The sequence below is a fragment of the Blastopirellula retiformator genome, assembly GCF_007859755.1.
Classification (GTDB): domain Bacteria; phylum Planctomycetota; class Planctomycetia; order Pirellulales; family Pirellulaceae; genus Blastopirellula; species Blastopirellula retiformator.
Genome location: NZ_SJPF01000001.1, coordinates 1,516,499 through 1,537,632, shown reverse-complemented (window position 1 = coordinate 1,537,632; position 21,134 = coordinate 1,516,499). Strand labels below are relative to the sequence as shown.

Annotated in this window: 15 protein-coding genes; 7 read left to right on the top strand and 8 right to left on the bottom strand. The window is 59.9% G+C overall.

The features are described 5' to 3' along the window. Positions 1 to 87: 87 nt before the first annotated feature. The 3 genes from Enr8_RS06400 to Enr8_RS06390 form a co-directional block, all read right to left on the bottom strand. A complete protein-coding gene (locus Enr8_RS06400; protein WP_146429744.1) occupies positions 88 to 1,215 on the bottom strand; it encodes a leucine-rich repeat domain-containing protein in 1,128 nt (375 codons plus the stop codon). A 102-nt stretch (positions 1,216 to 1,317) separates the two neighbouring features. Continuing rightward, positions 1,318 to 2,256, bottom strand: a complete 939-nt coding sequence (locus tag Enr8_RS06395) for a mechanosensitive ion channel family protein (protein WP_146429743.1) — start codon at positions 2,254 to 2,256, stop codon at positions 1,318 to 1,320. Positions 2,257 to 2,307: 51 nt separating this feature from the next. After that, positions 2,308 to 2,631: a Rieske (2Fe-2S) protein gene (locus tag Enr8_RS06390; RefSeq protein WP_146429742.1), complete on the bottom strand. Its 324-nt coding sequence runs from the start codon at positions 2,629 to 2,631 to the stop codon at positions 2,308 to 2,310. Between the two features lie 137 nt (positions 2,632 to 2,768). Here Enr8_RS06390 and Enr8_RS06385 point away from each other — a divergent pair, with 137 nt between their 5' ends. The 4 genes from Enr8_RS06385 (at position 2,769) to Enr8_RS06370 (ending at position 9,226) form a co-directional block, all read left to right on the top strand. Beyond that, positions 2,769 to 5,600, top strand: a complete 2,832-nt coding sequence (locus Enr8_RS06385) for a tetratricopeptide repeat protein (RefSeq protein ID WP_146429741.1) — start codon at positions 2,769 to 2,771, stop codon at positions 5,598 to 5,600. After that, the gene (locus Enr8_RS06380) at positions 5,597 to 5,926 is read left to right on the top strand and encodes a MazG nucleotide pyrophosphohydrolase domain-containing protein (protein WP_146429740.1); all 330 of its coding nucleotides are present in this window, start codon (positions 5,597 to 5,599) and stop codon (positions 5,924 to 5,926) included. The genes Enr8_RS06385 and Enr8_RS06380 overlap by 4 nt, the downstream gene beginning before the upstream one ends. A gap of 156 nt (positions 5,927 to 6,082) precedes the next feature. Beyond that, a complete protein-coding gene (locus Enr8_RS06375; RefSeq protein WP_146429739.1) occupies positions 6,083 to 8,275 on the top strand; it encodes a hypothetical protein in 2,193 nt (730 codons plus the stop codon). Between the two features lie 18 nt (positions 8,276 to 8,293). Beyond that, positions 8,294 to 9,226, top strand: coding sequence for an ABC transporter ATP-binding protein (locus Enr8_RS06370; protein WP_146429738.1), 933 nt, complete (start codon positions 8,294 to 8,296; stop codon positions 9,224 to 9,226). 13 nt (positions 9,227 to 9,239) lie between these two features. On the opposite strand, the gene Enr8_RS06365 is transcribed toward Enr8_RS06370, so the two are convergent. The 4 genes from Enr8_RS06365 to Enr8_RS06350 all read right to left on the bottom strand — a co-directional run bounded on the left by Enr8_RS06365 (position 9,240) and on the right by Enr8_RS06350 (position 13,516). Beyond that, complete coding sequence (locus Enr8_RS06365) at positions 9,240 to 9,527, bottom strand: hypothetical protein (protein WP_146429737.1); 288 nt, start codon at positions 9,525 to 9,527, stop codon at positions 9,240 to 9,242. 229 nt (positions 9,528 to 9,756) lie between these two features. Next, the gene (locus tag Enr8_RS06360; RefSeq protein ID WP_146429736.1) at positions 9,757 to 11,886 is read right to left on the bottom strand and encodes a TIM44-like domain-containing protein; all 2,130 of its coding nucleotides are present in this window, start codon (positions 11,884 to 11,886) and stop codon (positions 9,757 to 9,759) included. A gap of 128 nt (positions 11,887 to 12,014) precedes the next feature. Then, the gene (locus Enr8_RS06355) at positions 12,015 to 12,503 is read right to left on the bottom strand and encodes a hypothetical protein (RefSeq protein WP_146429735.1); all 489 of its coding nucleotides are present in this window, start codon (positions 12,501 to 12,503) and stop codon (positions 12,015 to 12,017) included. 179 nt (positions 12,504 to 12,682) lie between these two features. Beyond that, a complete protein-coding gene (locus Enr8_RS06350; RefSeq protein WP_146429734.1) occupies positions 12,683 to 13,516 on the bottom strand; it encodes a hypothetical protein in 834 nt (277 codons plus the stop codon). Between the two features lie 308 nt (positions 13,517 to 13,824). Between Enr8_RS06350 and Enr8_RS06345 the strand changes: the two genes are divergently transcribed. From Enr8_RS06345 to Enr8_RS06335, 3 genes are all read left to right on the top strand, one after another. Continuing rightward, on the top strand, positions 13,825 to 14,973 hold the full coding sequence (locus Enr8_RS06345) for a hypothetical protein (RefSeq protein ID WP_146429733.1): 1,149 nt from the start codon (positions 13,825 to 13,827) through the stop codon (positions 14,971 to 14,973). A gap of 152 nt (positions 14,974 to 15,125) precedes the next feature. Then, the gene (locus Enr8_RS06340) at positions 15,126 to 16,007 is read left to right on the top strand and encodes a hypothetical protein (RefSeq protein ID WP_146429732.1); all 882 of its coding nucleotides are present in this window, start codon (positions 15,126 to 15,128) and stop codon (positions 16,005 to 16,007) included. Positions 16,008 to 16,028: 21 nt separating this feature from the next. After that, positions 16,029 to 17,435 (top strand): DUF11 domain-containing protein, encoded by a 1,407-nt coding sequence (locus tag Enr8_RS06335; RefSeq protein WP_146429731.1) that lies wholly within the window; start codon positions 16,029 to 16,031, stop codon positions 17,433 to 17,435. 203 nt (positions 17,436 to 17,638) lie between these two features. Here the strand turns inward: Enr8_RS06335 and Enr8_RS06330 are convergent, their stop codons facing one another. Then, entirely contained in the window at positions 17,639 to 21,112 is a 3,474-nt protein-coding gene (locus tag Enr8_RS06330) for an FtsX-like permease family protein (protein WP_146429730.1), read from the bottom strand. Between the last annotated feature and the right edge of the window lie 22 nt (positions 21,113 to 21,134).

The window sequence follows — 21,134 nt, the reverse complement described above, 5'->3', positions numbered from 1 at the left end:
CGAGAGCCAAAGCCATCGCTTTGGCCGTCGAACGGGAGAAGACGTATTGAGAGAAGCCTTGTCCATGCAGCCAATTCTCGCCAAGCTTTAATACGCGGTGTCCGTAGAATATCTGCATCCGATCCCCTTGTCGATCAACCTCTGCAGACTTGCTCGATCAACGTTCGTTTCATCAAAATCGAAGTCTTGCAAACGTGGGGCTTCCAGCGCGCTATCGACAGCTTGATTCGTAATGTCCGTTCCTTTGGCGTTGATCCACTCGACATTCGGCAATTTCACCAGTGCAGCTACCCCTTCGTCATTCAGTTTCGATCCCCATCCATTTGCATGGCGCAACTGGGAAAGCGATTTGCAGTTTTCAAATGCGCTGCCGGAAATGGGAGTTTCGTAGAAGTGCAATTCCTGCAGGCTCCATTGTCGGCGGCCCGCCAAGAGACGCCTCAGTCCCTCGTCGTCGGTCGGGGAGTTTCCAAGATTCAGGCACCGCAGCTCGGCCAGATCGCCGAGCCCCGCAAGTAGCGTTTCCTCGGGCCAATCTGTCGTCGCGTTTGCCCCAACGCTAAACTCCTTCACCCCTTGCAGCGGCAACCAAGCGAGATCACGTCCGAAAAAACGCGAAAACCAAATTGGTCCAACATATTCGTATTCAACATGATGCCCCAGTTGCTCCAATCTTGCGCCGATTCCTCGCTCTCGCTGTGATCGCGCGTAGCTTGCCCCCAGACTCCCGGCGGCTAGACAAACGAGCGAAACCAACACAAACAGCATCCGCAACGAAAGGGAGAAGCTTTTCCTGGGCGCAGCAACCTTCGCTTGCATCAATCGCATGGCGACATCTAAACCGACGATCGCTCCCAGAATTAGCAAGTCGCCGACCAACGCTAACCAACGAAACGCGAGAAAACCATGCCACACGGCGAACGGATTTGACGGATAGAATTCCACATGGCGCTCAAGAAAGACGAACGGCCAGCCATGCTGCCAGATCTCGACGACTGCGAAATCGTTGTCAGCAAAGCCTTCGTAACTTCCCATCATGCCGCCCACGTTGCACATCCACGCGTCAATCCTTTCTCCTGCAAATCCCGCCCAGGCGAACGCCAGGATGATGATTGTGGATAGGCCCCACTGCCCGACGAATATCTGCCATGTTCGCCAACCAGCCGTCGCTGTCAGCGTCAAATCGGAAGCGTCGTCCGCATCTCGTTCAACCATCGTCAGTCCGTTGCTAGAGGTTGTTTTCCCAGTCAATCTCCGTCAGGTTCTCGTATTTTTTGGATCAAGACAGGCGATCCACTGGATGGCGGTCATAACGGCTTACGAAGCCGCGGTCTGACGCACATGCACCTCGCTTTGCGGGTACGGAATCGAGAACCCCCGTTCGTCGAAGCCCAGCTTGATCTGTTCGGTCAAATCGCACGAGACTGCCCACCAGTCTTCCTTTTTGACCCAGCCGCGGACGATGAAGTTGACGCTGCTGTCGGCCAGGGCCGAGACGCGGACTTCCGACGCGGGCTCTTTCATGATCCGCTCATCGCTTTCCAGCAGTTCGATCAAGAACTGTTTCACCGCTCGCAGGTCGTCGTCGTAGCCGCAACCAATCGTCAGGTCGACGCGGCGTGTGGCGTTGCGCGAGTAGTTGATGATGTTGCCGCTAGTGATGTTGCCATTAGGGACGATGATCATCTTGTTATCAGGCGTCTTCAGCTGCGTGTGAAAAATCTGCACCGCCTCGACGATGCCGGACGTTCCTCCCGCTTCAATGAAGTCCCCCGTCACAAACGGACGGAAGAGAATGATCATCACCCCGGCTGCAAAGTTGGAGAGTGAGTTTTGCAGCGCCAGACCGACCGCCAAACCGGCCGCCGCCAAGACTGCGGCGACGCTGGTCGTATCAATTCCCAAGCGATTGAGCGTCGCCACAATGACCAGCGTCAAAAAGAACCCGTAGGCGATGTTCGACAGAAACAGAGCAAGCGTCTGATCAACTTTCCCTCGCTCCATCAATCGCTTCAAGAAAGCGCTGGCCCAGATCGCCACCCAGCGGCCGATGGCGAAGATCAGGATCGCCGTAACGATTCGCAGAATCCACTCCGGCCCTTGGTCTTGCAGGAAGACGACCCCCGAGTTCGCCCAGTTTTGCACATCGGCAAACGTATCGGACGCCTGTTGGCTTACATCGATCGCATTGGCGTTTTCGCCGGCCGGGTTTTCAGCGCCATTTTCGGCCTGGGCCAAAAGCAAGGGATAGAACATGATCGTCGCTCCGGGGAAGTGTCGAGGTCAAAAAAACGGCGTCACGACCGATTATTCTTCTTTCGCGTTGACGCGAACCTGAATCTGGTCCCCTTCGACGCGAACGTCGAAACAATCGACTTTCACCTTGGGATTATCGATCCAGGCGCCGTCGCACAGCTGAAATCCCCACGCATGCCAGGGGCACATCACCACGCCATCTTCGACGTAGCCGCCGGCGAGCGAAGCCCCCATATGCGGACAAAAATCGTCGATTGCCTGATACGTACCGTCCGCGTTATGAAAAACGGCCGCCATTCGGCCGCTGACGTTAAACGCCTGACCTTGACCGGGGGGAATGTCGCCAACTTTGGCGACGGTCACAAATTCTGCCATCAATCATGCCCAAATGAAAAAGGGTTCGCCGCAGCGATCGCAGGGGCTAGAATAAATCGTAAGCTGTCAGTCGCGACCATTTTACGCCGAGGCTGCGCTTCCTGACAGTCCTTTCCTATCCTTCTGTCGATCGCCCGATGCCGCACGCAAGCCAACCGAACCTTACGATCGTCGCCTGCGCCGCCTGGCTCACGCTCTGCTCTGTCGGCGCCGCCGCCGAGCCAACCTCGCCCGAGTCGCTTTACTACTCTGGCAAATACGCCGAGGCGATCGCCGCCCTCGACAAGATTGAGAAAAACGACGCCACCGCGCAGTTGCTCAAAGCCCAATCGCAAATCGCGATCGGCAAGTCAGAAGCAGCTACCAAGACCCTTACCGCCGCCATCGAGCAAAAGCCAACTGGCAAGCTCTACGCTGAACTGGCCCGCATTCAGTTTGAACATGGGCAATGGGACGAAGCCCAGGCAAGTTGCAAGAAAGCGATCGCGCTCGAAGATCGCCAACCGCTGGCTCGCTGGATCATCGCACAGTTGCATCGTGAGCGGGGCGAGCTAGAAGAAGCTGGCGCCGCGTACGAATGGTTCGTTGACGACTTCAACGCCCACGAAGTTTCGGACGATCCCGATCAGCTTTACTACGCCGGGTTGGGCGCCGCCGAGTTCGCTCGCTGGACGAAGAACAGTCAGCAGTTCAGCTATCTCGTCAACACCCTCTTTCCGACCATCCTTGAGCGCTCGCCCAACTACTGGCCCGCCCGCACCGCGATCTCGGAGTTGTTTGCCGAAAAGTTCAACATGGGCTCGGCTCGCAGCGAGTGGACCAAGGCGCTCGAGCTGAATCCGACCTCGGCCGAGCTCTTCACGCTCAAGTCCCAGTTGGACCTGACCAGCTACAACGTCGACCTAGCGATCGCCGCCGCCGATCAAGCGCTGGCGATCCGCAGCGACTATGTACCAGCGATGGAAGCTAAGGCGAAAGCCTACCTGGCCGATTTCCGCCCGCTGCAAGCGATTGAGGTGCTGCAGAAGGCCCGCCAGATCAGTAACAAGCGTCAGGCAACCGCTGGCCTGCTCGCCGCAGCTTATCTGGCCGCCGATGGTCCGGCGCTGGAGACCGACGAAGGAAGATCGACCCGCTACGGCGAACTGATCGAAACGCAATCGATCGCCAATCCCCACTGCGGCGAGTTTTTTGCGGCGCTCGGCGAAGGTTGCGATCTGCTGCGGAAGTATCCGTATGCGGCCAGTTTCTTTCGCGCCGCCACCGAGCGGATGCCGCAACTAGTACGTCCCCACGCCGAGTTGGGCATGGTGCTAATGCGAATGGGAGAAGAGCCGGAGGCCCGGGCAGTGCTGGAAGAGGCTTTTGAGGCCGATCCGTTTCACGTGCGGGTAAAGAACACGCTGGAAGTGCTCGACGTACTGGCGACCTACGAAACGCTCGAAACCGACCACTTCGTCATTCGCTACGATCCGAAAGACAAACTGCTGGCCGAATACGCGGCGCTGCACTTAGAGGAGAACGTCTACGCCCCCATCTGCGAGGCGCTCGGGTACGAACCAGCCGAGAAGACGCTGATCGAGTTCTTTAACAAAGCGAAGAACACCAGCGGACATGGCTGGTTCAGCGCTCGCATGGTCGGCCTACCTTACATCGGCACGGTGGGCGCCTGTGCCGGCAAAATGCTGGCCCTCGCTTCGCCGACGGCGATGCCGCAAAAGTACAACTGGGGCAACGTGCTGCGTCACGAGTTCGTCCATGTCGTCAACTTGCAGCAGACCGACTTCAATATTCCTCACTGGTACACCGAGGCGATCGCGGTCACCTACGAGACCGAAGTGCAGCCCCCCGATTGGAAACGCCTGCTCGCCAAACGGATCGCCGCAAACGACCTGTTTGATCTGGACACGATCAACTATGGCTTCATTCGTCCCCGCGATGGCGATGACTGGACGATGGCCTACTGCCAGGCGTATCACTACGCCGTTTATCTGAAACAACGGTTTGGCGAAGACGCCCTGCTCAAAATGTTGGATGGGTACGCGAACTCGCTGACGACCGATCAGATTTTGGAGCAAACCTTTGAGACGAAGCAGGCCGATTTTGAGCGAGGCTATCGCGACTACCTGGTCACGGTGGTTCGCGACATCGAGATCGACGCGACGGCCGAAAAAAGTTTCGCCCAGTTGATTCGGGATGCCCGCGATCAGCCGAAGGATGCCGATGTCCAAGCCGAGGCGGCCTACGCCTATTTGCAGCGCAAGTCGAACACCAGCGCTCGCAAGTATGCCGAGCATGCCCTCGAAATCGATCCCGAACACCCGCTGGGGCTGTACGTAAAGGCGAGGCTCTTCCTGTCGATCGGCGAGGCGCAAGAGACGCTGGAGTTGCTGGAGCGTGCGACCGGCGACCGTTACGATCGTCGCCCCGTGGCGCTGCTAGCCGGCCTTCGCCTGAAGCAGAAAGATTACCCGGCCGCCATCGAACTTTACGAGCGCGGCGCCAAGGCCGAGCCGGCCAGCGAAGAGTGGACCGAGGCGCTCGTCCGCGTTCATCTGCTGCAGCAAAATGACGACGCTTTGATCAAATTGCTGCCTGTCTTGGCCGCACAAAAACATCATGACGTCGCCATCCGTAAGAAACTGGCGACCCTGCTGGCCGGCAAAGGAGACTGGCAAGGCGCCGCTCGCTGGTCGGAAGAAGCGTATCAGATCGACGTCGCCGACGCCCAGGCGCACCAGATCAATGGTCGCGCCCAACAGGAGTTCGGCGACAAGCTTGCGGCCGCCCGTGAGTTGGCCGTCGCTTTTCGCCTTTCCCCCGATCGAGTAGATTGGGGCGTCGCCGCCGCCGAGGCGCAGGTCGCCGCCGGTGACGAAGCGGCGGCTCTGAAAATCGTAGAAGCAGTCTTGAAACGTGCACCGTCCAACGCGGCGGCGCAACAGTTGTTAGAGAAAATCAAACCGTGAACCAAGAATCTTCGCCGCCGGTCGACGTCAGCCTGGGCCAGTTCCAGAAATTGATCCGCGAAATGTATTTTGAGAAGGACCAGACCCGCGGGGTCGAAGGGACCTTCATGTGGCTGATGGAGGAAGTGGGAGAACTCGCTTCCGCCCTGCGTGGCGGGACGCACGAAGAGCGGGTTGGCGAATTCGCCGACGTCCTGGCCTGGCTGACCACCATCGCCAACGTCGCCGGAGTCAACCTGGCCGAAGCGGTCAACCAAAAGTATGGGAGCGGCTGCCCCGGCTGCGGCCAATTCCTGTGCGTCTGTGACGACGCCGAAAAGCCGTAAAATCCCTTTTTTCGGCATTAACTTCCCGCGAAGTTGCCCATCGGGCGCCCAGCGTCAACTCGCGGTGAAGCGACAGTCCGACTATGCTAAATAGCTTCCCCTGATCCGGCGTTTCCCTTGGGGCGCCCCCCTTTTTGCGAAACCTGCTCGACATTGATGTTGCCGCTCAGTCGCACTTTTCTCAGCACGTTCGTTCTCGTCCTCCTCTCGGCGGCCTCTGCATCGGCCGGCGATTGGACGCAGCAGCGGCATGACGTCGCCAAGATCGAAGCGAGCCTTGGCTTCGGGGGTCGATTCAAAGTCGGCGTCTGGTCGCCGATTCGCGTTTCGCTGACCGCCGGTGAAAAACCGCTCAGCGCCAAGATCCACGTCGCGTCGTTCGACTCCGACGGCGTCCCGGTCGAACATCGCTGGACGGAAAGCGAACCCGCCCAGGTCGAACCGGGCCAAACGCAAACCTTCGTCTTGCCAGTCAAAGTCGGCCGCACCAACAGCCGCATCGACGTCATCCTGGAAAGCGAAACCGACAGCGGCGCTGAGCGATCGGTCTGGAACGCCAACGTCGCCGAACTGGGGCAACCAGTCCTCGCCAGCCAACAACTGTGGCTACTAGCGGGCGAGTTGACTGGCATCGAAGACGTCTTGCGTCAGCAGCGCATCCAGCCCAACGAGGCCTCGCAGTTGGCGACGATCACGCCAGACCAGATTCCCGGCGACTGGCGCATGCTGGAAGGCGCCGATCGACTGCTGATCGTCGGCGGTCAGGCGGACGCCTGGAAGAAACTGACCACCGACAAGCTACAGGCGATCGACTGGTGGATCAAACTAGGCGGCCAGATCTTTCTGGCGGTTGGCGCCGATTCGCAGCAACTGTACACGCCCGAAGCGCCGCTCGCTTCGCTACTGCCTGGCAAGTTTGTGGGTTGGGAAGAAGAACGAGAAACGGGCGATCTCGAAAAATTCGCCGGCAAGGCGACTCGTCTCGATCGTCCCGACGCGCCGCCGCTGGAAGTCGCCGCCGTCGCCGACTCCTCCGGCATCGCTCTGGTCCAGCGAGCTTCCGGCAGTCAAGCGCCGCTGATCTCGGTCACCGCCCATGGTTTTGGCCTGATCGAGTTTGTGGCGTTTGATCTCAACACCAAGCCGATCCTTGGCTGGGACGGCCGTCGCGGGCTGCTGGACAAGCTGCTGATCGGCGAGTCGCAGCAACAAGAGGTTGGCGTCGTTTCGCTGGCCGGCCAAAGCGCCGCGCATGTCGGCTACGAGGATCTCTCGGGCCAGTTGCGAGTTGCGCTCGATCAATTTCAAGACGTGCGCCTGATCTCGTTCCTGTTGATCGGGGCGATCATCGTCGGATATCTGGCATTGATCGGACCGGGCGACTACTTCTTGCTGAAGAAGTACCTGCCGCGGATGGAATGGACCTGGGTAACGTTCCCGCTGTTTGTGGTATTGGCCTGCGGCGTCTCGTGGGGCGTCGCTTACTGGGCGAAAGGGACCACGCTGCGGATGAACCAAGTCGATGTGCTCGACTGCGATCTCAGCAGTCGCGTCGCTCGCTCGACCACGTGGGCCCATATTTACAGCCCGCGAACGCAGCGACTCGACATTCAACTCAACAACACCGCCCCATCCGGAGCCAGCGACTGGAAGCAGATCCTGGCCTGGCAAGGGCTACCGGGCAAATCGCTGGGCGGCATGGATTCGCGTCAATCGCTCGCCACGGTGCAAAACCCCTATTACTTGGCGGAAGCGGATGATTCGGTTCAGCTGAAAGAACTGCCGATCCAAATCTGGTCGTCGCGCAGCTTGTTCGGTCGCGGTTGGGCCGAACTCGAAGGGGACGCCCCCAAACCGCTGACCGAAATCAACAATCAACTGCTCGACGGCGTAATCCGCAATCCAACCGACCTCGACCTGGAAGACGTCTACGTTTTCTACGGCCGGTGGGCATGGAGCTTCTCGAAGTTACCCGCTGGCGGCATCCTGTCGCTGTCCGGCAAGGCAGGCAAGAACTCGGACAAAGTCCTTCGCAAGACCCGCGTCGCCGATGCCCGCGACGTTTCGGAACTGTGGGACCGCGAGAACACCGACATCGACCGCATCATGGAAGTGACGCTGTTTCACGAATCGGCCGGCGGTCGCGGCTACACCAACCTGATCCAACGCTACCAAGGCTTTATCGACCTCTCGAAGCATTCGCAGACACAACGCGCCGTGCTGGTCGGCAAGGCCAAGCAGCCGGTAACCGAGTTGCGAATCACCGGCGCGGGAACCGAGACTTCGCTAGAGCCGGAAACCCAACGCTGGACTTACGTTCGCTTGATCTATCCGGTAGAGCCGGAATAACGCACCTGTAGGCGCCCCATGATCGAAACCCACGACCTGACGAAAAAATACGGTGACTTCTTCGCCATCAAAGGGATCGAGCTCGACCTGAAGCAAGGGGACGTCTTCGGCTTCATCGGCCCCAACGGCGCCGGCAAGACGACCACGATGCGGATCATCGCGACGCTGCTCAATCCGACCTGGGGCGAAGCGTACGTCTGCGGCCATTCGATCTACACCAACCCGAAAGAAATCCGCCGCCTGGTCGGATACATGCCTGACTTCTTCGGCGTGTATGACGACATGAAGGTGATCGAGTACCTGGAGTTCTTCGCCGCCGCCTACCGTATCCAAGGCGCCAAGCGGCGTGAAGTCTGCGACGAAATGCTCAACCTGGTCGATCTTGACTTCAAGCGAGACGCCTTCGCCAATACGCTCTCTCGCGGTCAAACGCAGCGTCTCGGCCTGGCCCGCGTGCTGCTGCATGATCCGCAAGTGCTGCTGTTGGACGAACCGGCGAGCGGTCTCGATCCCCGGGCTCGTATCGAGATGCGCAACTTGCTGAAGCGGCTTCGCGACATGGGGAAAACGATCATCGTCTCCAGCCACATTCTGCCCGAACTGGCCGACGTCTGTAACAAGATCGGCATCATCGATCGCGGCGTGATGTCGGTCAACGCGTCGGTCGACGAGGTGATGAAGCAAGTCCGCCAGAAGACGGTCCTGCACGTTGGCGTCGCCGGCGATCAAGAAGCGGCGGCCAAGGTGCTGGAAGGATCGGAGATGATCGAAAGCATCGAGCCGCGTCCGACGTTCCTGGTGGTCACGCTCAAGGAAGGAATCGAGGACTACAGCGATCTGCCAACCTGGCTGATCCAGGCGGGTCACAAGATCACCCTCTTCCGCGAAGAGGAAATCAACCTCGAGTCGGCGTTCATGGCGCTGACCAAGGGAATGGGGAAGAAGACGTAACGCCCCAAGGCCGCTACGTCGTCCACAAGATCAGCAGCAAACGCTTTTGCGGCGTCTTGATTAGTCTGCCATTCAACAGCGGCGATTTCGCAGCGGCGGCTGGTCCATACATGACGCCTGGAATCGTGGCGGAGTCCTTTGATTCGGCATTGCTCCGCCTCTCTCCCGCGAAGTCGAGCATCCAGGTTGGCAACTCACCGACCTTCGCTTCGCCGAGCTCTTCACCCCAATCAAATACATCGGGATCATCAAGTTCCACAGCGGCGTAAAGCCCCCAATCGCCGAACCCGGCCCCATCCATACGCGAGTGAACTTGCCACTTGCACGCTTTAATGTTCGGCGGAAGCGTACAGAGTTTTCTGAGTCCGCCAATGTCACTGCGTACCGGCCCCACTTGAAGATCTTGCGATCCATCCGCGAAAAAGGAAACGCCCCAACAAACCCATACCAGGCAAAGCGACGTAGAAATCAGGGCCGCAAGTATGAGCGTTCTTCGGCGCCTAATTGCATTCATGACGACTTGCACGTTGTTATCCTTCCGCCTGATAACCGTTGCGAATTTTTTGCCGCGCCAGTTCCTTCTTCCGCTCTTTCAGCTCGGCTTGCGCCTGACGGTAGAGTTCCGACTTTCGCTTCGCCAGCAGTCGGGCGACGTCGTAGTCGGACAGGCCGATTCGCTTGCCGGTGGCGGCAATCACCTTCTGCTCTCGCCGATCAAGATGGCCGTCGATCAGCGCCATGTCGATCATTCGCGTTAACCACTGTACGCCGGAGCCGTGATGATCGGGATCGGGCGATTCCAGCTGACCTTTTGCGGCGTCGGTGAGCATTCCTTGAACGCGATTGAGCGGTACGCCATGCATCTTGGCGACCTCTTTGAGCAGCTTCTGCTCTTTCGGATCGAGCTTCCCGTCCGCCGCCGCAACCTGAACGACCCATGCGATCAGGTCAACATCGTCGATTTTGGCAAACTCGCGTAGGCTCCGCCCGTTGATCTTGGCTTTGTCGAGATCGCTTCCTGAGATGTTTCCCACGACCTGACTGACGATGACCGCCGACGGCTGCATGGCGATCGGCTGGTCATTTTCATCATAGCGACGATCGAGCGGTATGGACGAAACGACCGTTTCGATTCCCTCGTTGGCCCGTTTCCGCAGGTCGCGGGCTTCGTTCGAGCTATACGGCAGCCAGTCAAACAACACCCAGTCGCTGGCGCCATCGTTAAGCACCATGTGGCAAAACTCGCAGCTGTTAGAAGCGGCGTCCGACTCAGGGGCGCCGCAACCGGGGCATTGCAGCGACGAGACGCTTTTCTCGACCTTGGTCTGTACGCCATGTTTGCGCCCCAGCACCATCAGCGTCCGCAGCGTGCTGGGATTGCTCGACTTGTTAACGCTCTCTCCTTTCTGCTGATTGCGCCGCCCTGACCAGCGGACGTCGATCAGCGCGCGGTCAAAGTGCTCGTCGGTCGTCACGCCGATCACGTCGACCGAACCGACGCCGCAATCGGTATAGAACGCTCGTTCGCGGGCCTCATACGTCCCGCGATGCGTGTCGCTGAACATGTCGTGCGAGACTTTGATCAGCGGTCGCATGTCGCCATGGCGGTCGGCGGTCACCTTGCGGGTAAAGATCACGCTGGCGCGATCTTCCAGATGATGCGTGTTGAAGCCGGGGTCGTGCGAAATCCAATAGCGGGTTGCACTGTTGAGCGTCGATCCACTACTTGGCTTCCAGACGGCGCTTTGCGTGATCTCGCTGAGCACCCAGTCATGTTCGCCGCTGCGCAAGAGACTTCCGCACGAGCCACACTTGTCCCACTGATTGATGCGGATTGATTGTCCGCAGTTGGGGCAGCTCCCTTCAATCAGGCCCGCCTTGTCTGGCTGCGTTTTGGCGCCGCGGCGGCGGAGGAACGTCCAGACTTCGGTAAACGATTCATTGTTCTTTGAGCCGGGGATCATCTTGCCGGTGGCGCGATCGACGCGATAGTCTTTCGCGCGGGCCGACACCCGCAGCGAGATAACCTCGAACGCATTTTGATCGTTGCGACTGGCGACGATTTCGATCGGCGAGATACTCAAGATCCGGACATCTTCGACCACGTTGCGATAACCATGCTCGTGCTGCTCTTCGATTTGCAGCGAAAAGCGTTCGTAGACGCCATCCGAAACGAACGCGTGGATCGGCGTCAAGTCTTGCTCGCACCAGGCGTCCTGAATCTTACGGAAGGCGTTCTCGGCCCGCTGTTTGAACTTCTGCATGTCGAACGACGGATCGCTCTGCTGAAGCGCCGCCAGGCAAGCGTTAATATGATCGTCGTCCAGCTTATCGAACGCGCGGTGAATATAGCGCCGCTGCTGATGTTCGCTCGCTTTGGTCATGTACCAAAAGAAGAGGAGCGCTCCGATGACCACCGTCGGCACGCCGATCGTCGGATGGCGAAACAGGAAGTTAATCAATGCAGCAAGAGCCGCTCCGTCGCCATGTCTGCCGCCGGAATAGGAAGAATATCCCCCTCCCGAAAAGCCGCCGCCAGAGTAGGAACTACCGCCACTGAACGAACCGCCGCTGCCAGCACGTCCCCACGCGTCGACCGCCGGAATCAGTACGAGGCCGAAGAGCAACAGCAAAATGGCGATCATTCGAGCCAGGCGCACGACAAAGTCCAGGGGCTAGAAGGAGAAACGGCAACAGGGCGCAAGGTATTCGTCGGCGGGACGAGAATCTTGGAGGTCGCTGGCATTCTAACGCACAATATGAAGCGAGACACGCACTTTCGCCGATCTCACTCTTCTTCCTCGAACGAATTCTTCCAGACTTCGGCGCCTTTCTCATGCTCGGCAATGCCGTGAAAAAAGGACCGCATCGCCAGGTCGGCGTCGCAATCTTCGCAGTTTTCGTAGGCGAGCAAGATCGGCCGCCGCACTTTAAATTGGCCACTTTCGATTGGCGTATAGGGGACGGCGACGACCATCTTCGATTCGGGCCAGAGATAGGCCCGGTGCTCCAGGATAATCGCATCGCGCGACGTTTCTTCGATCGTCACGCAGCCATCAAAAATCAGCACGCCGTCATCCGCTTGCATCTCATTCGTTTCCAGCCGTTTGACCCCGGCTTCGACGGCGACTTCCGTATCGTCGTGCGACAATCGCTCCATCTGCCGCTCTCCATCGGGAGTCGCATAGGCGAGAATTGGAATCAGCAGATCGCCGTCGGAGACGCACCAGATGGCATGCGCGGCGAAAAAGCCTCCTAGCTCGGCGGCAGCGATCATAAATGGTTCCCAACCAGAGAAAGTAGAAGAAGCCGCCGACTCAAGCAAGACGACTCCTCTAAGGCTACTCCGACTGTTCAGCCGCGGCAACCATCGCCGTCTATTCGGTCGGATGACATCCTGTTTCAGACGACGCACGGCAAGCGGATACCGCACACGTCGATACCAAGTCGAGGCGATTAGGGATGCGTGAAAACTTCGGCCAGGATCGACCGGTTTATTTGCAGTTCGCGGAGATCGATCGTGAGCGTTTCCTGCGATTCCGCCTGAGGCCAGTCCGCGAGCCGCACTCCTTCATCGATCGCGCGAAACTGAATCCGACGCGGAACCGCATCTTCGCTTCCCAGCGCCAAAACGATCGACGCCGGAATATCGCCAGGCAATTCGCTCCATGCCGAGAACGCGCCACTGCGAATCTCTTCCCCCCGCTTGGGCGACAATCGAGTGAGCGTCTCCTGACTTAAGACCCCCTTTAACACGAAGACCGACTCACCCGCCAACTGCCCACTGCCGGCGAGATTCACGTCGTAGTCTTGCTGCACCTGCGTCAGCAGCCCCAGCAATCCGAGCTCGGCCAGATGCAGCTGCGGGCTATGCGGCGGCGTTGCGTTGGGCTGTTCGGCGGTCATCGCATCCCGGGGCGTCGTGCAGCGAGTCCACAGCATCTTGCCATCGTTGATCTGCAGGAGAGTTGCGTTCTCCATACCGCGCATCTTCAGTTCGAACCGCCGTTTCAGCGCTCCGCGCTCCCAGTAGCGTCCATCGCCGGCGGCCGGCGGAGACTTGGTGGCGTACTCAATGCGGGCTTCAATCGACGAATATGCGAGCATTCGCCGCCGCGCATCTTCCAGTAGTCGCTCGGCGTCGGCAGCGTTTGTCGCGTCTTCGTCGCTGCTAGCAACTTCGGCCGCTTGGGCCTTCGATGGGCCGTCGAAATAGGGCAGTGACGAGAAGTCGAACGCGCAAACGGCGGTCAAAACCGCTAGCAAAACGCCAGCTGTCAGCAGTGTCAAGTTACGCCGATTATCGCTCATATCAAGGTTTTGTCGGTTTTCCCAAAGATTCGCGTCGTTCTAGGCCGAACAATAATGCCACGGAGTCTTCCTTGCGCGGATTTTTCGTGCAAGAACCGCTCGCTGGGTCGAGCGGAGATTTTACGCTCTGTGGCACAAACGGGTCCACGTCAATCGGCGACTGCCGCCGGCGACGTTTGGCAAATCAACTGAGTGAAACAAACCGAACGATAGCGAATCGCTTCTGCTCTTGTACTGACCCATGTCGGTTTCGAATCGGCGGCAAGAGCCAAGTGAGGGGGAAAACCATGAGACAGACTTTCTGGAAGTGGACCGTGCTGTCGCTGACTGCCGCGACGATCGGCTGTCAAGCCATGCATACGCCGCACAATCTGCCGCCGGCGCAACAGCTTCGTCACCCCGGACCGGGCGTTGACGGACCGGGCCCCGGCGTCCTGACTCCGCCGCCCATCCAACCCGTGTCGGCCATGATGCCGATGGATCCGAACATGGGCATCGGCGCTCCTGGCGCCATGTCGACCAGCCAGCTGCTGTTCGTCAAGCCCGACGGTATGCAGGTTCAGTGGGACGTAGGCGGCATCGGCTACTACGACTCGACCCCGCGCGTCGTGCCGTTCCCGGTCAACTTTCCCCAAGGCGGCATCTATCGCCTGAAGCTCACCAACATTCCGGGCAACCCGGGCGCCGAGCTATACCCGACCATCGAAGTCGGACCGGCCACGCCGCGAACTGACGCCTTCCTCGCTCACAACGCGATTCCGGTGCAGTTCACCGAAGAAGATTTCGCTCAGGTTCGTAGCGGCAACTTCGTGACCAAGGTGATCTACCTGCCCGATCCGAACTATCAAGAGTTGGCCCTGGCCGACGTCGAAACGCTCGTCTCGACTCGCCTGGATCCGGGCGTCGATCCGATCCGCGAAGCCGATTGCCGCGGTACCATCATGGCGATCGTTCGCTTGGGTAACAAAGACCTGGAAATGCCGGAAGACGCCATGCAAGCTGGCGGTCCTGGCTTTAATCCGGCCGCCATGGCTGGTATGGGCGGAATGCCCGGTCCGATGGGCTATCCTGGCCTGCCGGGAGGTCCTCCTTATTCGACTCCGCACGTCGCCGGCGTCACCACGCCTAGCTATGGCATGCCGTACGTCGGCACGCCGATCGGGCTGCCTGGTCCGGCTCACATTCCGCTCGGCGGTCCGGCCGGTCTGCAGAAACACGTGATGCGAAATCACACGTATCAGCACATCCCAGGTCCGACCGACAAGATCAACATCCACGTCAAGCAGAAGCCGGGTCTGAGCTATCCGACCCCGCCGAACAAGGCTTGGATTGTTGAAGAGAACGTTCAACACGCTCCGCTGTTCGGCCAACCGCACGCCGATCGTCGCGAGTACATGCCGAGCCCCGATGGCGGCGCCTACTGCCCTCCGCAGTAAGCTGACTGCTACGGCCTTAGGCCAAACGTGAAACCTACGGCACGGTCGGCGGCTGCAAAGCGCGACCGTGCCTTTTCCCATGACGGGGGAGTTGCGGCGGACAAGGACGTTCGCCTGACAATTGGCGCAGCCTGCAGCGAGATGGATCTTGCATGAATAGCTCATTACGCCGCTTCCTGACTTTGACCTTGGCGACGCTGACCGCGCTGTCGGTCGGCGGGCGAATCGTCGTCGCGCAAGAGCCGCTTCCGGCCGATCCGCACTATCTGTATCACGAAGGCCTACCGCCCGGCGCCATGGGTCAGTTGGCGCTGCTCAAAAAGCGGCCGGTCGTCGGCTATTTCCAGCCGGTCGAGATCGTTCCTCCCGCTGGTACGCAAGTCTCGTTCATCAACAACGGGGCGTTCGGTCCCGACGTTCCCTCACCCGCGCTGGCTGGCTGCCTGATTGGCCAGGTCTATCGGATGCGGCTGAGCAACATCCCGCTCAACCCCGGCGTCGAGCTTTATCCGACCATCGAACTGGTCGATCGCCTTTGCCCCCCGCCGGGAAAAGAGCTGAAGTTCCCCGTGCCGATTCATATCACGGCCGAAGAAATTCGGTACGCATCGGAAGGGAAGATGGTCGTGCGGGTGATCTACGTCGAACCGCCAATGGACGCGATTCCCGAAGCCCAGGACAAAAGCTTTCAACCGTTCTTCGAGGTTCCCCCCGGCGGCGATCCGATTCAAATCGCCGACGAACTGGGACGCCCGATCGCGATTCTGCGGATGGGTTCGCGCACGATTACCGACCACGAACGGATGGGCGAGTTCGACTACCGTTCGCCGCCGATCATGGTTTACGACCGCGCCGCCCTTGGCCCCGACATGGCGCCCGTGCAAGGCGAGCCGCCGATGTACATCGAGCCGCCGGTCAATCGGGAAGCGACCCGACAACCGATCATGCCGTTTGTGCCGCCGACCGCCTATCTGCCGCCGAACGTCGCCGAGCGTCCCAACTACGCTCCCCCTGGTAACGTCCAAACTCGATAACACCTTCGCCGAATTGCCGTCATGAAACATCGGAACTTGCGACAACTCGCTTTGCTGGGCGCGGCGCTCGGTCTTTTGACCCTGCCGGCTTGCAAAATCACCGACGTCAAGACCGTCTACGGCCCAACCAAGCCGATGTCGGGCGTCAGCTTCAACGAAGGACAACCCGCTGTGGCCCATCCCGGCGAAGCGCCGGCGCCGGAGATGCAGCCGGCCGCGCCGCAATATGCGGCCGCTCGGCCGCAGGATGTTGCGCCGCCGCAAGGTCAGCCGCCTGTCGACAATCCCTATGCGGTGCAGCTCACCTCGGGCGAGCAGCCGATCGACATGCCGCCGCCGCAATCCTATTACCAACATACCGAGCCCGTGCCGCAACAGGTCGCTTCGCTTCCTTGCCGCACCGGCCTCTGCCGACCTGGCTTTGGCGGCGCATGCGGTCCTGGCAATTGTGGACCTGGCGGCTGCGGCCCCTATGGCTGTGATCCGGCGATGATGGCGACCGGTCAGCCGATGCCGTGCAACTCATACGACGAATGGGTCTGCGACGGTGGCGACAGCCATCTGCACACGAAGATCGGCGACGACTTCAGCGTTCGCGGACTCGACATCGAAGATACCGTCGTTCATTACGATACGCTGGCCGGCTGCCGCGAAGTTGCTCCTAGCAACAAGGTTTGCATCTATGCCCCGCGATTCGCCGCGGTTCGCAAGATCTACGGCATCAACGCCGAACTGACCAATCAAGGCCCTTACGCCAATAATGCGAACCTGGGTCTGCAAGGTCAGCTGAACAACGGCATTCCGACCAACGTCAATCAGCCCCTGCAACCGGTCGCCAACCTGGGACCGAAGAACGCCCAAACGTTCCTCGATCGGACGATAGGCGTCGAACTCGCCAATCGCCAGGTCTTGGTTGAGTTCGTCCGCGAGTTCCAGGCCTTTGAAGACTTTAACATCATCAAGGCGGGCATCTTCGACGCGACCGAGAAGCTGATGCTGGCGACCAGCATTCAGAACGCGATCGCGTGGACCGAAAACCAGGCCGTGCAGGTCGTGATCGAAGGCCGCAAAGCGCACGAACTCGACTCGGAGAAAGGCGCCCAAGAGGCGGTGCTGTTCGATCTCGACGGCAAGCCTTGCATCCGCATCGTCAAACTCGCCTCGAAGGCGGACGCTCAGCCGGGCGACATCGTCGACTTCACGCTGCGGTTCGACAACCTGGGGGATCAGCGCGTCGGCAACGTGACGATCCTCGACAACCTATCGCCCCGCTTGGAACTGGTTCCGGACACGGCCCAGTGCAGCGTCGACGCCGATTTCCTGACGCTGCCGAACGAGAAAGACTCGCTGCTGCTCCGCTGGGAAATCAAAGAATCGCTCGACATCGGCCAAGGCGGCGTCATCCGCTTCAAGTGCAAGGTTCGGTAACTGCAAGTCTGCTGACATGGCGCCATACTCTTATCGCGTCTTCGCGAGAAGAGCATGTCTTCACCGTCTTACGTAGGGTGGGTGGAGCAAGCGCGTGGCAGGCGTTTTCGCTCGTAAGACGATACTCGCTTGCGCAACCCACCTTGGCTTGGAGAACGCATTGTTGGGTTTCGCTCCGCTGCACCCAACCTACCTGCGATAGGCTACTCGCCGCGAAGCGCCGGTATCAGCGGCGTACGTAGCGAAGCCCGTGCGGTCCAGAGTCCGGCGATCAAACCGACGACGAAGATGATCCCGAGCATCGTCGCCAGCGTCAGCCATGGAACGCCGGCAGCGCCGAACAGCATGTGAGGCAGAACCGCCACCAATGCGGCTGCAATGCCTGTCCCCAGGCCCGCGATCAGCAGCACCCCGTTTTCCATCAGCACCAACGCCACAAGACGATTGCGACGGAAGCCGGCCGCCTGCAGCAGCGCCAGTTCGCCGCGACGCTCAATCACGCTGCGCGCTTGAACCGTCGCCAGACCGAACGTGCCGAGCAACAGGCCGAGCGCTCCCAGGCTCTGAAACGTCGACAGATAAGTATTCTGCACCGCCAATAGATCGACCAATCGGGCCTTCGCATCGGTGGTATCGAATCCTTCCTCACTCAGACGATCTTCGAAAATCGACGCCACGTCTTCGGTCTCGCCCGATGGCGTCTCGACCAGGAACATGCGGTACCCGCTCGTATCGGGAAAGCGTGCGAGTAGATTCGCTTCGCTGACAATCAGGCTCCCTTGCAAGATGCTGTTGGCGAGTAGCCCCGCGACTTGGTACTTCGTGACGCGACCGTCCGGATCGGTTGTCTCGAAAACCTCGCCCACGCCGCCGTACAAGTGCAGCGCATACATCGCCGTGTTCTTGTCGATCACGCACGGAATCGGCAAGAGATCGCCGTCCGCTTCCTTCTCGAGCGTCAGCCAGGGATTCGCCTTTTGCTCCGGCGTCTCCGCCGCCGAACCGGCCCAGTCGAACGAGGTGACGCCTTCCTGCGAGTAACGCTCGACAAACTGCGGAGTCGCTCCTAGCACCCGCGGGCTGTTGGACTGATACAGATTCAAGCAACTGGCGTCATCGCCGGGCTGCACCCGCAGGGCGAGAATCGTCGACTTCGCCAGCAGCGGTTCGTCGCTTTCGCGAAAACCTTGATCATAACGCCCATCCGCCGTATTCAAGTCATGAAACACCGGCTGCGAACTCTCAGCGATCAAGTCCATGCCGCCGGCGCCTTTATCGGTCGGCGCCAAGCGAAAGCTACTGATCGCCACAATCAAAAACGACGCTGCGCCAACCAGCCCAATCGTTAGCGTACTGCGTCCTGGATTGCGGGCGGCGTTACTCAGTGCAAGTTCCGACAGGCCAAAGCCATTGCCAGCCGATCGCTCGGCCGCCCGCCACAGTAAATACCGCCGCTGGAGCAACATCAGCGCGGCCAACATCGATGCGCCGGCGCCAAAGAAGGCGCCGGCCTGAGCTTCGCCAGCCAGGGTCGTCGCCAGGCCCGCCAATCCAGCCGCAGCAAAGATCAAGGCGACGCCGACATAGACCATCCATCGCCCCGCGCCTGGTTGCAGATCACGAGCCGACGTTGTCTGCCCTGCAAGCAGCGCTCGCGGCGAAACCTGTCGCAGTTTCCATAGCCCCCACAGGATGGCTCCCAGCGACGTCATCACGCCGCTGACCAAGCCAATCGCCAACGTCGCCGGATTATCAAGATGAAGTTGCAAAAACGGCGTCACCACCGCCGCCACCCACCACGTTCGCAAGCCGTAGAGCATTACCCAGGCATAGCCGATCCCTAAAACGACGCCGACCAAACCGCCACAGCTGGCGACGATCGTCGCTTCGATCAATAACATCGCTCGGATCGCCTTCATTCGCAGACCAAGCGCCGACTGCAGCCCGATCTGTTTGGCCCGTTGATCCACGCCCAACTGAAACAATAGCGTCACCAGCATCAGCGCTGCCGCGATGATGAACATGCTGAAACCGATGAACAGCCCATTAAACGGCGTCGTTCCGCTGGCGGCCCGCAAGGCGTTTTGCCGAGCGAGTAAGAAGCGGAAGCCGAGGTCCTCTTTCCGCTTGTTCAATCCCGCTTCGACATCCGCGACCAGCTTCGCTTGATCGACGCCCGCAACTGGCGAGCGTACCGAAGTCGCCGCGCCAAATCGGCTTCCCCAAAGTTTCTTTCCGGCGTCGAGCGAGACGAATACCTTGGGCGTGGTGCGGTAGTTCTCCCAGTACTCATCATCGACGCCCCGAATCCGACGATTGTCGAACGGAAACGGCGGATCCCAGTCGTCGATCGAATCTTGATCGGTGATCCCCTCCACTTCCGGCGTCAACTGCGGATCGTTGGCGGTGGTCGGCGGTTGCTCGAACACGGCCGGACGGCGCCGAGACGCCGGCCGGTCCGGTTCGGTCAGCGGCGTGATCGCAGCAACCTTGAACGAGTGCGACGTTTCCTTGGCGACGCCATGCGAACTCTCGGGCTCGAAATAGGCGATCTCGATCGTGTCGCCAACCGCGGCCTCCATTTGTTCGGCGGCCCAGGAGTTCAGGATCACCTCGTCTTCAGCAAGCTGCACGATCGGCTCGCCCTGGCCATCCCGCAGCGGATAGGCAAGTTGCCCTGGGTTGAGCGCGGTGACCGTCGAGTAGGGAATCTCTTTGCTCTCGGGGGCGCCTTCTTTCTTGATGGTCGTCGCCAGGTAAGTGAAGACGGGAAACGCTTTGGCTCCGGCGGCCTTTAAGATTTCGGTTTCGGCCGCTTCGCCCAGGATCATCCGCGACGAACTGAACTGGTAGTAATCGAAGATCGTCTCCGGCTCCTCTCCGTCGCCGGAAAACTGCTGCTGAGCCTTGTTGACGCGAAAGCCGAAATCATCGAGCGACAGTTTCAGTTCCGCCGCCAACTCCTCGGCCGTCAAATCAAGATTCGCCTCGGCTAGCAGCACGGCGTTCGTCTTGTTCAGCTGATCGAGCGCGTCGGCGAGCAACGCCAGCGGCACGAAGGCGTTCAGCGGCGCCTGTTGATTCGGAAACAGCCCGAACCGCCCTAGCCCGCGAGCCGGAATGATCGCCGCCACCGTGAGCCGTGGAATCCCCTTCACCCGGCCCGTCTTCTTCCCAAGCGGGCTATCGGCGGGCACATCGTTGGACGAAGGCAAACGGACCGCCACCTCGTCGCCGACCTGCACGCCAAGTTCCGCGGCCAGCGGCTCGTTGAGGATGATCGAGTCTTCGCCGTCAAACTTTGGCGGCGTCGACTTCGGGTCCATCTTCCAAAACGCATCGTCAACGCCAAAGATCGAAACGCCGCCGGCCAGGCGCCGTCGCTCTCCGCCATCGAAGTCAACGCTACCACGCAGCAAGATCATCGGCGCCGCTGGTTGGCCCGCTTCGCTTAACGAGGCGGCATGATCAATCGCGAAGAAGCGATCGGCCAGCACGACGTGGGTGACGTCTCCCAGCCGGTCGAGCGACAAATCGCGCAAGCTCCCTTGCATCGAATCGCCCACCAACAGCGCCCCAGTCAGCACCGCGGTCGCCACCGCGACGCCTAGGCCAACCGCTAGATTGATCGCCAGATAATAACGTGCGCTGCGAAGCGCGAGTCGCATTCGGTTCATACCGACTTTCTCCTTCGCGCGT